The sequence below is a fragment of the Aquamicrobium terrae genome (genome assembly GCF_052978165.1).
Genome location: NZ_JBRKLZ010000001.1, coordinates 366,493 through 379,872 on the forward strand (window position 1 = coordinate 366,493; position 13,380 = coordinate 379,872).

Here is a 13,380-nt window from a genome sequence, read left to right on the forward strand (position 1 = left end):
AAAAATCCCGCGGCCTTTTTTCGTGTCGTTGCGGACAGGTTGCTGGACCAGCGCCGTCAAATCGCGCCGGCGCGCTTGACCAGTTCGAGGACGGCATCTGCGGCGATCGCTCCCGCCGGCCGCTCGGTCGCCATGCGCCGGCGAACCTCGGCAAAACCGTCCTTCTGCCAGGCCCGCATGCCGCCCTCCATAAAGAGGGCCTCGATCTGCCGCGCCAGCATTTGCGGCCGCACGAAACGGTCGTAGAATTCGGGCACGATGGCCCGGTCGGCGATCAGGTTCGGCAGCGAGGCCGACCAGATCTTGAGCAGCAGCGGTGCGACCGGCTTGATGATCGGATCCAGTTTGTAGCACGACACCATCGGCACGCCGGACAAGGCCAGTTCCAGCGAAACGGTGCCGGACGCGATCAGCGCCGCATCCGCTTCCGCGAAGGCACGCCACTTGGCCTCGGGGTCGGCGGTAATCTCTGGCTTGAACTGCCAACCGGCAACCGTCTTTTCCACCATGGCGGCCACATGCGGCACGGTTGGCAGAAGCAGGCGCAGGCTGTGCCCCCGTTTGCGCAGTTCCGTTACGGTTTCGCCGAACGGCTCCAGCAGCCGGCCGACTTCCCCGCGACGTGAACCGGGAAGCAGGAGAAGCGTCTTGGTGCGATCCGGCGACAGGTCGCGCGGCCCATCCTGTCCGGCAGCCGCCCTGGCCACGCCGGGGTCCTGCGTCAACCTGTGGCCGACATAGGTGCCCGGCGGACCGCCGAGGCGGCCCAGTTCCTCCACTTCGAACGGCAGAATGCACAAGATGCGGTCGACATAGGGCCGCATCGCCGCCGCCCGCCCTTGCCGCCATGCCCACACGCTCGGGCAGACATAGTGGACGATCGGGATGGACGGCGCTGCCGCACGGACCTTCTTCGCCACGCGCAGCGAAAAATCGGGGCTGTCGATGGTGATCAGGCAATCCGGCCCCGAGCCGGCAATCGCCGCCGCCGTCTGGCCGATGCGGCGGATCAGGCGCGGCAGGTCGCGCACGATGGCACTGATGCCCATCAGCGCCACCTCGCCCGCATTGAACAGCGACTTCAAGCCCAGGCTTTCGAGATGGCGTCCACCGACGCCGATCAGTTCGACCTTGCGTCCCGTCGCCTGTTCGAGGGCACGCACCAGATCGGCGCCAAGCAGATCGCCCGATTCCTCGCCGGCAACAATGGCGATGCGCAGCGGGCGTTCCACCTTCATGCCACGCCTCCTCGGGCGGCTGGGCCTTTCGGCGGCAGGCCAATGACGAAGAGGCCGAGCGCATCGGCGCGCGCGATCATTTCCGGCCCGTCCAGCACCAGCGAGTGCCCGGCCTCGACTGCGATCCCGGCGAGACCGGCCGCATGCGCTCCCTCCACCGTACGCGGGCCAACGGACGGCAGGTCGGTACGCGCCTCCTGTCCGGGCTTGGCGCATTTGACCAACACGCCGCGCTGCTTCCCCGCAAGGCGGCCGTGGCCGCGCAGATCCCTGACCCGCTCCAGCATGGCGTCCGTGCCTTCTATGCCTTCGAGCGCGATGGTACGGCCGCCGATCGCCACCGCACCCTGCCCGATATCGAGCGCACCGATGGTCTCGGCCGCCACGCGCGCGGCCTCAAGGTCACGCCAATCCTGGGCGGTGGGAGCAACCTTGCCGAACTGCCCCTCTACCGCCACCAGATCGGGCACGATCTGGTGCGCGCCGACCACCTTGAAGCCGCTGCCTTCCAGCCATTCGACGACGAACCGCAACAGCCCGTCGTCACCCTTGGCCATCGCCCGGATCAGCGCCGGGACGAAGCGCAGCAGGCCAAGTCCCGGCCGCATGGCGGCGATGCGCGGGCGGCGCTTGATCTCGCCCGCCATCACCACATGGGTGATACCGTGGCGGCGCAAGCGCGCGACGAGCGACGGGGCCTGTTCCAGTGCGATGATTTCGTGGTCGTAACGCTCGAGGCCGGCTTGCGGATCGGGCTCACCCTCGACCATGAGGACGAAAGGCCTTTTTCCATGCCGCTCCAGTTCCTCGGCGATGGCGCCCGGCAGATTGCCGCCCCCGGCAATGATGCCAATCCTGCTGTCAGGACCGTAGGCAGGCGCCCGGGATAGGCTCTCAGTCCTCGTCATCGCTATCATCGCCGGCGCCGCTCCTCAATGGCGGCACCGTATAGTGGCGCTTGCCCCGGCTGTCGATGAAGTCGATGATCTTGAGAGCGGTCGGCGAACCGCCGAATTCGGCCTTGGCGGTTTCGATGTTCTCCGCAACCGGCCGGCTGGGATCGAACAGCGTGCGGTAGCAATGGCGCAGCAGATGGATTTCCGAGCGCGGCAGTCCGGAACGCTTGAGACCGATAATGTTGAGGCCGCGCAGCTTGGCACGGTTGCCCACGGCGATGGCGAACGGAATGACATCGCCCACCACGGCCGAGCAGCCGCCGATGAAGGCGTTGTTGCCGATGCGCACGAACTGATGCACGGCAGTCAGGCCGCCGATATTGACGTTGTCGCCGATCTCGCAATGGCCGCCGAGGGTCGCGCCGTTGGCGAAGGTGACATTGCTGCCGACCACGCAATCATGGGCGATATGGGCATAGGCGAGGAAATTGCCGTTCTCGCCGACGATGGTCTCGCCGCGGCTGGTGTCGGTGCCGGTGTGCATCGTCACGCCTTCACGGATCGTGCAGTTGGCACCGATGATGAGCGTGGTGCGCCCGCCCTTGTGCTTGGCGTTCTGCGGCGGAGCGCCCAGCGTCGCCATGGGAAACACCTTGCTGCCCGCACCGATGGTGGTGGCGCCGAGCACGGACACATGGCCGACAAGCTCGACATTATCCCCGATCGTCGCATCCGCGCTGACATGGCAGAATGGGCCGATGTGCACGCCCTCGCCGATCCGGGCACCGCTCTCGATGACGGCGGACGGATGTATGATCGTCTGGTTTTCCATTGGACCTCGTCAGTCGTTCTCGACCATCATCGCCGAGACTTCGGCTTCGGCGACCTTTGCGCCGTCCACGAGACCTTCGCAAGCGAATTTCAGGATATTGCCGCGTTTCTTGATCTTGCGCACATGAATGCGAAGCTGATCCCCCGGCACCACCGGCTTGCGGAACTTGGCGTTGTCGATGGTCATGAAATAGACCAGCGACGGCTTGTCGGCATTGGCAAGGCGAATGCAGATGGCACCGGCCGTCTGTGCCATGGCCTCGATGATGAGCACGCCCGGCATCACCGGCTGGCCGGGGAAATGGCCGAGGAAATGCGGCTCGTTGATGGTGACGTTCTTGACGCCGACAGCGGAATCGTCGCCGTCGATCTCGACGATGCGGTCGATCATCAGGAATGGATAGCGATGCGGCAGAAGCTTGAGCAGTTCCTGGATATCGACCGCTTCAAGCACGGTACCGGCAACGTCAGCCATTCTTATCCCCCTTCGAAGACTTGGTGAATGCACGGATGGCCGAAAGCTCGCGGAAGAAGTCGCGCATCGGCTGCGCCGGCATGCCCGCCCAGCGCTCGCCGGCGGGAATGTCGTACATCAGGCCCGAGGAGGCCGCCACCTGCACCCGATCGCCCACCGTGATGTGGTCGGCGATGCCGACCCGCCCGCCCAGCATGACGAAGTCGCCCAGCGTGACCGAGCCCGAAATGCCGCATTGGCCGGCAATCACGCAACCGCGCCCGATGCGCACATTGTGGGCGATCTGGACGAGATTATCGATCTTGGTGCCCTCGCCGATGATGGTGTCGGCCATGGCGCCGCGATCGACGGTGGTGTTGGAGCCGATCTCGACATCGTCCTGGATGACGACACGGCCGATCTGCGGCATGCGCTCCGGGCCCTTGGCACCCGGAACGAAGCCAAACCCGTCCTGGCCGACGCGCGCACCGCCATGGATGATGACGCGATTGCCGATCAGGGCGTACTGGACGGCGACATTCGGGCCGATATAGCTGTCGCGGCCGATGCGGCACGAGGCACCGATCACCGCATTGGGCGCGACGACCGTGCCCGAGCCGATGGCAACGTCCGGGCCAACGACCGCGCCAGCCTCGATGATGGCGCCCGGCTCGATGGCGGCGGTCGGATCGATATGAGCCTGAGGAGAAATGCCACGCTCGGAGGTCGATGGCGCCGGCGTCGCAGCCGCCGGAAACATCATCCGGCCGACGAAGGCGAACGCCTGCTGGGCGCGCGGATTGACCAGCACGGCCACGCCGGTGGGCGCCTTGTCGGCAAGCTCTATCGGGCAAAGCACGGCTGCGGCGCGCAGGTCAGCCATCAGCGACGCATGGCGCTTGCCTTCCACGAAGACCAACGCATTGTCACCGCCTTCGATGGCGGAAGCTATGGTTTCGATGACCGTATCGGCATAGGCCGGATTTGCCAGCGTGGATCCGGTCAAGGTGGCGACCTCACCCGCCGTATAGCGGCGTGACGGCACGAAAAACACCGGATCGGTCATTCCAGAGCACTATCCCGCTGGCGCGGACAGTCCGTTCCGGGCGCGATCGCCCGGAACCGCCGTCACCCGCTGTTTTAGAACCGCGTCGACATGCCGAAATTGAATTCCTGCACGTCGTCGGAGGATTCCTTGGCGACCGGAACCGCGTAGTCGATACGCAGCGGACCGAAGGGCGATGCCCACATCAAACCGACGCCAACCGAGGCGCGCAACTTCGAGTCGGTGGAAGCGGTAGCGAAACCGGTCTTGTTGCCATAGAGCGTAGCCGCATCCGCGAACACCGCACCTCGCAAACCGAAGCTCTCCGGAATGACCGGCAGCGGGAACTGCGCCTCGGCAGAAGCGTGGAAATAGGTCGTTCCGCCCAGATGGTCATCTGTCAAACCATCATACGGGCCGATACCGTTGTAATCGAAGCCACGAATAATGCGGTCGTTGCTCTTGAAATGGTCGAACACCCGCAGCTCGCGATCGCCATAGCTCTGGACATGACCGGCACCAGCAGTCACGAGGCCAACAATATCCATCTCTTCCGACAGCGTCTGATAGACAGTCCCGCGAGCCGTGAACTTCACGAACTTGGCATCGCCGCCGGCACCGGCAACTTCTGTGCCGAAATTGGCATAGATGCCGTAGTGCGGGTTCTTCATATCATCGATCGTGTTGTACACCAGATTGGCACTAACCGATGACTTGACCCAGGTTCCATCCGCAACGGCTTCATGGATCGCCTGAGACAAGGGACCGCAGGTCCCATTATTCGGATTGGCAGGATCAACAGGAATATAGTCGCCATTACCGTCCACGCAGCGATCACGATAATCGTACTTCTCTTCCGAGTAGTTGTAGGCGAGCTGCGTCGTGATGTTGTCGGTGATCGGCAGGCCGAAGCGCACCGTCGCGCCAGTGACCTCGCTCTCATACTTCTTGTATTCGCGCGTCGACTTGTAGATGTCGAAGCCGGCTGCGATGCGGCGGCCGAGGAAATACGGCTCGGTGAACGACACCATGAAGTCGCGCGAATCCTTGCCGCCGCCGGCCGACAGGCGGATGTACTGGCCACGGCCGAGGAAGTTGCGCTCGGTGACCGAGCCCTGCACAGAAGCGCCGGGGGTGTCACCGCCGGTCGAGTAACCGGCGCCGATCGAGAACTCGCCGGTCGACTTCTCGACGACGTCGACCACCAGCACGACCTGATCCGGCTCCGATCCCGGTGCGGTCGAAATCTCGACGCGCTCAAAGTAATCAAGGGCTTCGATGCGCTTCTTCGCGCGCTGCACCAAAACCTGATTGAAGGCATCGCCCTCGCTCAGGTCGAACTCGCGACGGATGACATAGTCGCGTGTGCGGCTGTTGCCGCGGATATCGATGCGCTCGATATAGGCCTTGGCGCCCTGATCGATGGTGTAGACCACCGAGATGGTGCGGTTCTCGAAATTGCGGTCGCCGCGCGGGGTGACCTGCGCGAAGGCATAGCCGCGCTCGGCAACGCGCTCGGTCAGCGCGATCAGCGTGTCCTCGACGGCCTTGGCGCTGTAGACCGAGCCCGAGCGGGTCTGCACCTGCGACTGCAGCGAATTGGCGTCGATCTCCGGGATCGAGCTGTCGACGCTAACATCGCCGAAGGTGTAGCGCTGGCCTTCATCGACCGTGATGGTGACCGTGTACTGGTTGGAAGCCTCGTCCAACTCGCCGAACGACGACACCACCTGGAAGTCGGCATAACCGCGATTGTAATAGAAGCGGCGCAGCAGTTCCTCGTCCGCGCGCAGCTTGTCCTCGCTGTAGACGTCGTCGCGCAGCATGAAGGACAAGAAGTTCGAGCGCTTGGTGTTGATGACGTCGGCCAGACGACGGCTGCTGAATGCCTGGTTGCCGACGAAGTTGACGGCGGCGATCTTGGTGCGGCCGCCTTCGTTGACGTTGAAGACGACGTTCACGCGGTTGTCGCCCAGATCCATGATCTGGCTGGTGACGTTGGCATCCTCACGACCGACGCGCCGGTACGCATCCTTGATCGCCTCGATGTCGGCATCCACCGCCGCCTGCGAATAGGGGCTGCGCGGCTTCAGCTGGACGGCAGCCGAGAGCTGGGCGTCCTTGACCTTCTTGTTGCCCTGGAAGATCACCTGGTTGACGATCTGGTGCTCGGAAACCGTGACGACCAGCGAAGAACCAACCTGGTTGATGCGCACGTCGGAGAACATGCCGGTTCCGAACAGGGTCTTCACCGCCTCGTCGACATCGGCGCTGGAGAACGTGCGGCCGGGCTTGATCGCGATCTGGTTGCGAATCGTGTCGGCATCGACGCGCGAGTTTCCGCGCACCTCGATCCGGTTGACCACGGCAGCCTCAGCGGCGGAAACAGACATCAACTGTACGGTGAACGCGCCTGGAACAACCAGCGCGGCGGACAAAGCCGCCGCGGAAGCGGCGCTCAAAAACTTGGATGCTGCCTTCATCGGGCTATATTACCTTCTCGTATTCCACGGCGAGAAACCGGACGCGCGGTCGAATTTCCATACCGTATTAACCGGATTTTCCCTACACGCAAGGCTTCTGGTTAATTAGTGTTTACTTGGCTCGCCAGCGTTGCTTTCGCGTCACGCATATCCCCAGCCATGGTAAATGGCTTCTCAACGCCCCACCCCCGTGACCAGAATTTGTTCATGATTTCAACAGCCGAACAGGTCGTTCCAGAACACGAAGCCCATGAAGCCGAGGACCAGTAGCATTCCCACCCGGTAGACGGCCTCCATCATGCGCTCCGAAACCGGGCGCCGCATGACCACCTCCATGGCGTAGAACAGCAGGTGACCGCCGTCCAGCGGCGGAATCGGCAGGAGATTCAATATGCCGATGCCGACAGACAGCAGCGCGACCAACTGCACCAGCCAGTCGAAGCCAAGCCTGGCGGCCTGTGCCGACATGCCGGCGATCTTCACCGGCCCGCCGAGCTGGCACTTGTCCTCCCGCCCGACCGCGAATCGCTTCATGAACTGGCCGGTCCGCTCGATGATATGGCCGGTCTCGCGCACGGCGGCGCCGAGCGCCTCCGGCGGGGTGTAGGTGATCAGGCGCGGCTGGCCGAGTTCCTGGTTGTTCACCACGCCGATGACGGCGACCTTGATCTTGTTGCCGAGCGCATCTTCCTGCTCCATCAGCTGCGGGGTCGCCGTGAGGCTCACTTCGCGCCCATCCCGCAGCATGACGAAGGTCAGCGCATCGCCGGCCCGGCCGGAGACCAGCCGCTGCACATCGGCAAAGGTTTCCACCCGTTCGCCATTGACGCTGACGAATCGATCTCCCGGCATGATCCCGGCGGCTTGGGCCGGGCTGCCGGCATTGACCGTGGCCACCATCGGCTCGGCCACATAGCGGCCGTAGATGGAAAACATCACCGCGAACACGGCGATGGTGAGCAGGAAATTGAACAGCGGCCCGGCAAAGACCGTGGCCGCGCGCTTCCATACGGGCTGCGTGTGGAAGGCGATGCGGCGCTGGGCCTCGTTGAGGCCGTCGTCGGCGTCCGTCGGACTCGACGTGACGCTCATGTCCCCGACGAACTTCACATAGCCGCCGAGCGGAATGGCGCACAGTTTCCAGCGCGTGCCGCGCCGGTCGTTGAAGCCGAGCAATTCGGGCCCGAAACCGATGGAGAAGGCCTGCACGCCGATGCCGCAGGCCCGCCCGACCAGATAGTGCCCCATCTCATGCACGAACACGACGACGGTCAGCACGAACAGGAACGGCACCACGGTGCCGATGAGGAAGCCTTCGGTGCTGAACAGCGCCTGGAAAAGTTCGTTCAAATCAAGCCCTCGATTCGCCCGGCCACGCCCTGCTGGCGAGGACGCTGGTTGCGACTGACGCGCCAAACCCGGCAAATCCGTGACGGGATGTCATCGGCTCCAACGCTCATCCCCCGAACAGGCCAAGTGCCGGCGTGTCGGGCGCTGCAGCCAGGCTGCCGATGAGGTAAAGCGCGAGCGCTGCCACGACAAGACCGTCGACACGGTCCATGACGCCGCCATGGCCGGGAATGAGCTGGCTGGAATCCTTGGCGCCGTGCCGGCGCTTTACCCAGGATTCGAACAGGTCGCCGATCTGGGAGACGATGGACAGCAGCAGCGCGGCAAACCCGAGCAAAAGCACGTTGCCCGCACCGGCAAGAACCGCCACCACGATGCCGGCCACGACACCGGCCACGGTGCCGCCGATAGCGCCGCTCCAGGTTTTTCCGGGGGAGATGGCCGGCGCAAGCTTCGGCCCCCCGACCGCACGGCCGACGAAATAGGCGAGCGTATCCGTGCCCCAGACGACGGCGAACAGGAACAGGATGGCCAGCAGCCCGGCCTGGTCGGCGCCGCGCAAATAGGCCAGCGCGAAGCCGGAAAGCGACGCGTAAGCCAGGCCGGCCGCGTCCCACTGCCCCAGGCCACGCACAAAGCTGATCCCGGCGACGATGGCGGTGCCCGCGAGTGTCAAAAGGAGAAAATTCATGGCCGGCACGCCAAAGGCAAGTGCCACCAGAAGAACCGCCATGAATGCTTCAGGCACGAGCTCGATACGCCGGACAGAGGCGTGCCGCGCCATGCGCGTCCATTCATAGAACACGGCACCGGCGATAAGCACGGCAAGCAGCCGGAACGGCACGCCGCCGATCCAGGTCAGGCTCAGCACGACGACCGCCAGCACAAGGCCGGAAATGATGCGCAATTGGAGATTGCTCATCTGGCCAGCGCCGGCGATACGGCCTCCTCGGACGACAACCCGCCGAAACGGCGCTCGCGCCCGGCAAAGTCGCGCAGCGCGTCGGCAAGGTGTTCGCGGCTGAAATCAGGCCAGTAGCAAGGCACGAACACGAGTTCGCTATAGGCGGCCTGCCACAGCAGGAAATTCGACAGGCGCAGTTCTCCGCTGGTGCGGATGACGAGATCCGGGTCGGGAATGCCGGCCGTATCCAGCGCGCCGGCAACGTTTTCCGCCTCGATGTGATGCGGCAGGATCTCGCCGCGAAGCGCGGCCTCGGCCAGCTTGCGCGCGGCCCGCACGATCTCGTCCCGGCTGCCGTAGTTGAAGGCGATGACGAGGGTGAGGCCGCCATTGTCCACGGTCAGCGTTTCGGCCTCTTCCAGCAGGCCGCGTATATCGGGCTGGAGGCTCTCGCGGTCGCCGATCACCCGCACGCGCACGCCGTGACGGTGCAGTTCCGCCAGGTCGCGGCGGATGAACAGCTTCAGCAGCCCCATCAGGTCGCTGACCTCGGACTTCGGCCGAGACCAGTTCTCGGACGAGAAGGCATAGACCGTCAGAACATTGATGCCGAGGTCGGGCGCGGCGCGCACCACGTTGCGCAGGGCCTCGACCCCGGCCCGGTGCCCGGCAACGCGCGGCAGGCCCCGGGCTTTCGCCCAGCGGCCATTTCCGTCCATGATGATCGCAACATGCGCCGGGCTTGTCATTCGTCCGCCTTCAGATCGGCTGGTCCGGTTGTTCCAAAGCCCAACTCAGACCTGCATGATCTCTGTTTCTTTCTCGGCCAGCAGGCTGTCGATGGACGCAATGGTGTCGTCCGTCAGCTTCTGGACCTGATCGGACTGCTTGCGCAGATCGTCCTCGCTGATCTCGCCGTCCTTTTCCGCCTTCTTCAGCGAATCCATGCCGTCGCGACGGACGTGGCGAGCCGCCACACGCGCGTTTTCCGCATAGGTATGGGAAATCTTGACCAGTTCCTTGCGGCGCTGCTCGTTGAGTTCCGGCAGGGGGATGCGCAGATTGGTGCCGTCGACGATCGGGTTGAAGCCCAGATTGGACTCGCGGATGGCGCGGTCCACCGCACCCACCATCGACTTGTCCCACACCGAAACCGAAATCATGCGCGGTTCCGGCACCGACACGGTCGCCACCTGGTTGATCGGCATGGCAGAGCCATAGGCCTGCACCTGGATGGCATCGAGCAGGTTGCTGGAAGCGCGCCCGGTGCGCAGCGAAGCCAGATCGTGCTTGAAGGCGCTGATCGCCCCGTCCATACGCCGCTTCAGGTCTTCGAAATTGCCGCTCATGATCTTCTCCTCGGCCTCTCGTCAGGCTCGTAATTTGCGTAGACCGGTGTAGGCAGGCCAGCGCCGCCCCGAACCGGTCAATCGTCGGCAACGACCGTGCAACGGCCCCCGCCTTTCAAAATATCGCCGAACCCACCTTTTTCGTGGATGGAATAGACGATTATCGGAATGTTGTTTTCCCGCGCAAGGGCAATTGCGGCCGTATCCATGATGGACAGGCCACGATTGATGACCTCGGCATGGGTAATGCGGTCGAAACGCGTCGCGGAAGGGTCTTTCTTGGGATCGGCCGAATAGACGCCGTCGACCTGCGTGCCCTTGAACAGCGCATCGGCGCCGATCTCGGCAGCGCGCAGCGCGGCAGCCGAATCGGTGGTGAAGAAGGGGTTGCCGGTGCCGCCGGCGAAGATCACCACCTTGCCCTGATCCATATAGGCGGTGGCCTGGCGCTGCGAGAAGCTTTCGCACAGTTCCGGCATCGCGATAGCCGACAGGACCACGGCGTCGACGCCGATCTTGACCAGCGATGTGCGGAGCGCCAGCGAATTGATGACCGTCGCCAGCATGCCCATATGGTCGCCGGTCACCCGGTCGCCGCCCTTGGAGGCCACAGCCACGCCCCGGAAGATGTTGCCGCCGCCGATGACGACGCCGACCTCGACGCCAAGCGCGCGGGCCTCGGCGATGTCGGAAGCGATGCGGTCGACCACGGACACGTCGATGCCGAAATGCTGGTCACCCATCAGGGCTTCGCCCGACGCCTTGAGCAATACACGTCGGTAAGGAAGCCTGGCCGTCATATGATCCTCGATATACGCGTTGAACGGCGGGGCCGGACGATGCCGCCTTCCCGCACATAGTGGGCCGACCCGATACACGAAGGGCGCCGCGATGTCACGCGGCGCCCTTCGCAGATAACAGGCGGGTGAAGCTTACTTCTTCACCGTCGCGGCAACCTCGGCGGCGAAGTCGGACTCTTCCTTCTCGATGCCCTCGCCCAGCGCAAAGCGCAGATAGCCGGAAATCTTGGCCGGAGCGCCGATTTCCTTCTCGGCATCCTTCAGCGCCTGCTCGACGGTGACGTCGGGGTTCAGCACGAAGGCCTGCTTGAGCAGCACGACTTCCTCGTAGAACTTCCGCATGCGGCCTTCGACCATCTTCTCGATGATGTTCTCGGGCTTGCCGGACTGGCGGGCCTGGTCGGCGAAGATGGTCTTCTCACGCTCGGCCGCGGCCGGGTCGAGCGCATCGACGTCCAGCGCCAGCGGGTTGGTCGCGGCGATGTGCATGGCGACCTGGCGGGCAAAGGCGGAAGCCTTGTGGGCATCGCCGGCGGTCTCGATGGCGACCAGCACGCCGAGCTTGCCGAGATTGTCGGCAACGGCATTGTGGACGTAGCTGGCAACCGCGCCCTGCGAAACGCCGAGCTTGGCCGAGCGGCGGAAGCCGAGGTTCTCGCCGATGGTGCCGACTGCATCCTTGATCGTGTCGGTCACGGTCTTTTCGGAACCCGGATACTTGGCGGCGGCAACGGCATCGGTGTCACCGAAGGCCAGCGCGACCTTGGCGACATTGGCGACGATTTCCTGGAAGGCGGCATTGCGGGCGACAAAGTCGGTCTCGGAGTTGACCTCGACCAGAGCGGCCTCGCGCAGGCCCTGATCGACACCGATCAGACCCTCGGCGGCGGTGCGGCCGGCCTTCTTGTCGGCCTTGGCGATGCCCTTCTTGCGCAGCCAGTCGACCGCGGCTTCCATGTCGCCATTGGTTTCGGCAAGGGCGGCCTTGCAGTCCATCATGCCCGCGCCGGTCAGGTCGCGGAGTTCTTTGACCTGTGCTGCTGAAATGCTCATTGTGTGCCTCTTTGTTCAGAAACGGGAATGCGCACCGCCGTAAGGTCAGCGATGCGCCAATGCCCGGACGCTCAGCGCGTCATATTGCGGAAAGTGCAGGGCCGGACGGCCCCGCGCCTCAGGCTTCCGGCGAAGCTTCGCCGGCGGGCGTCTCGTTCAGAGCCGGCTCGACGGGAGCCTCGGCCGAGGCACCGATATCGACGCCGAGGGCGCCCTGCTGGCGGGCGATGCCGTCGATGGCAGCCTTGGCGATCAGGTCGCAGTAAAGCTGGATCGCGCGGGCCGCGTCGTCATTGCCGGGGATCGGGAAGTCGACCTTGTCCGGATCGCAGTTCGAATCGATGATGGCGACGACCGGAATGCCGAGGCGCTTGGCCTCCTGGATCGCGATCGCTTCCTTGTTGGTGTCGATGACGAACATCAGGTCCGGGGTGGAGCCCATGTCCTTGATGCCGCCGAGGGCCTTGTCCAGCTTCTCGCGCTCGCGCTCGAGGTTCAGGCGCTCCTTCTTGGTGAAGCCCTGGGCCTCGCCGGCCAGCAGCTCGTCGAGCTTGCGCAGGCGCTGGATCGAATTGGAGATGGTCTTCCAGTTGGTCAGCATGCCGCCGAGCCAGCGGGAGTTGACGTAGTACTGGGCGGAACGCTGCGCGGCGTCAGCGACGATATCCGAAGCCTGGCGCTTGGTGCCGACGAACAGGACGCGGCCGCCGCGGGAAACGACGTCGGAAACCTGCTTCAGGGCCTGATGAAGCAGCGGAACCGTCTGCGACAGGTCGATGATGTGGACGTTGTTACGGGCGCCATAGATGTAGGGCGCCATTTTCGGGTTCCAGCGATGGGTCTGGTGGCCGAAGTGCACACCAGCTTCGAGAAGCTCGCGCATGCTGAAATCAGGCAATGCCATTCTTCATTTTCCTTTCCGGTTAGCCTCCACGGACACCGGCATCTTGGATCATCCCTCGATGCCACCGGAGGTT

The 13,380-nt window shown here is 64.2% G+C and carries 13 protein-coding genes; all 13 read right to left on the reverse strand.

What is annotated here, in order from left to right; all coding sequences use genetic code 11:
• Nucleotides 1-56: 56 nt before the first annotated feature.
• Nucleotides 57-1,238: a lipid-A-disaccharide synthase gene (lpxB, locus tag ACVCNR_RS01965; protein ID WP_447073650.1), complete on the reverse strand. Its 1,182-nt coding sequence runs from the start codon at nt 1,236-1,238 to the stop codon at nt 57-59.
• On the reverse strand, nt 1,235-2,146 hold the full coding sequence (locus ACVCNR_RS01970; protein WP_447073652.1) for an LpxI family protein: 912 nt from the start codon (nt 2,144-2,146) through the stop codon (nt 1,235-1,237). Before ACVCNR_RS01970 ends, lpxB begins: the two co-directional genes overlap by 4 nt.
• On the reverse strand, nt 2,133-2,966 hold the full coding sequence (gene lpxA / locus ACVCNR_RS01975) for an acyl-ACP--UDP-N-acetylglucosamine O-acyltransferase (RefSeq protein ID WP_447073654.1): 834 nt from the start codon (nt 2,964-2,966) through the stop codon (nt 2,133-2,135). The genes ACVCNR_RS01970 and lpxA overlap by 14 nt, the downstream gene beginning before the upstream one ends.
• A gap of 9 nt (nt 2,967-2,975) precedes the next feature.
• On the reverse strand, nt 2,976-3,440 hold the full coding sequence (gene fabZ, locus ACVCNR_RS01980) for a 3-hydroxyacyl-ACP dehydratase FabZ (protein ID WP_354192362.1): 465 nt from the start codon (nt 3,438-3,440) through the stop codon (nt 2,976-2,978).
• Nucleotides 3,433-4,485 carry a UDP-3-O-(3-hydroxymyristoyl)glucosamine N-acyltransferase gene (gene lpxD, locus ACVCNR_RS01985; protein WP_447073655.1) on the reverse strand — a complete coding sequence of 351 codons (1,053 nt, stop codon included), beginning with the start codon at nt 4,483-4,485 and terminating at the stop codon, nt 3,433-3,435. The genes fabZ and lpxD overlap by 8 nt, the downstream gene beginning before the upstream one ends.
• Before the next feature lie 74 nt (nt 4,486-4,559).
• Nucleotides 4,560-6,947: an outer membrane protein assembly factor BamA gene (bamA, locus tag ACVCNR_RS01990; protein ID WP_447073656.1), complete on the reverse strand. Its 2,388-nt coding sequence runs from the start codon at nt 6,945-6,947 to the stop codon at nt 4,560-4,562.
• A 213-nt stretch (nt 6,948-7,160) separates the two neighbouring features.
• The gene (gene rseP, locus ACVCNR_RS01995; RefSeq protein WP_447073657.1) at nt 7,161-8,297 is read right to left on the reverse strand and encodes an RIP metalloprotease RseP; all 1,137 of its coding nucleotides are present in this window, start codon (nt 8,295-8,297) and stop codon (nt 7,161-7,163) included.
• Nucleotides 8,298-8,403: 106 nt separating this feature from the next.
• A complete protein-coding gene (locus ACVCNR_RS02000) occupies nt 8,404-9,219 on the reverse strand; it encodes a phosphatidate cytidylyltransferase (protein WP_447073658.1) in 816 nt (271 codons plus the stop codon).
• Nucleotides 9,216-9,950 (reverse strand): isoprenyl transferase, encoded by a 735-nt coding sequence (locus ACVCNR_RS02005; protein ID WP_435521520.1) that lies wholly within the window; start codon nt 9,948-9,950, stop codon nt 9,216-9,218. The genes ACVCNR_RS02000 and ACVCNR_RS02005 overlap by 4 nt, the downstream gene beginning before the upstream one ends.
• A 45-nt stretch (nt 9,951-9,995) precedes the next feature.
• Complete coding sequence (gene frr / locus ACVCNR_RS02010) at nt 9,996-10,550, reverse strand: ribosome recycling factor (RefSeq protein WP_354192357.1); 555 nt, start codon at nt 10,548-10,550, stop codon at nt 9,996-9,998.
• A 77-nt stretch (nt 10,551-10,627) separates the two neighbouring features.
• Nucleotides 10,628-11,350 (reverse strand): UMP kinase, encoded by a 723-nt coding sequence (pyrH, locus tag ACVCNR_RS02015; protein WP_354192355.1) that lies wholly within the window; start codon nt 11,348-11,350, stop codon nt 10,628-10,630.
• Between the two features lie 132 nt (nt 11,351-11,482).
• A complete protein-coding gene (gene tsf, locus ACVCNR_RS02020; protein WP_447073659.1) occupies nt 11,483-12,403 on the reverse strand; it encodes a translation elongation factor Ts in 921 nt (306 codons plus the stop codon).
• Nucleotides 12,404-12,521: 118 nt separating this feature from the next.
• Nucleotides 12,522-13,307: a 30S ribosomal protein S2 gene (rpsB, locus tag ACVCNR_RS02025; protein WP_447073660.1), complete on the reverse strand. Its 786-nt coding sequence runs from the start codon at nt 13,305-13,307 to the stop codon at nt 12,522-12,524.
• Nucleotides 13,308-13,380: the final 73 nt, after the last annotated feature.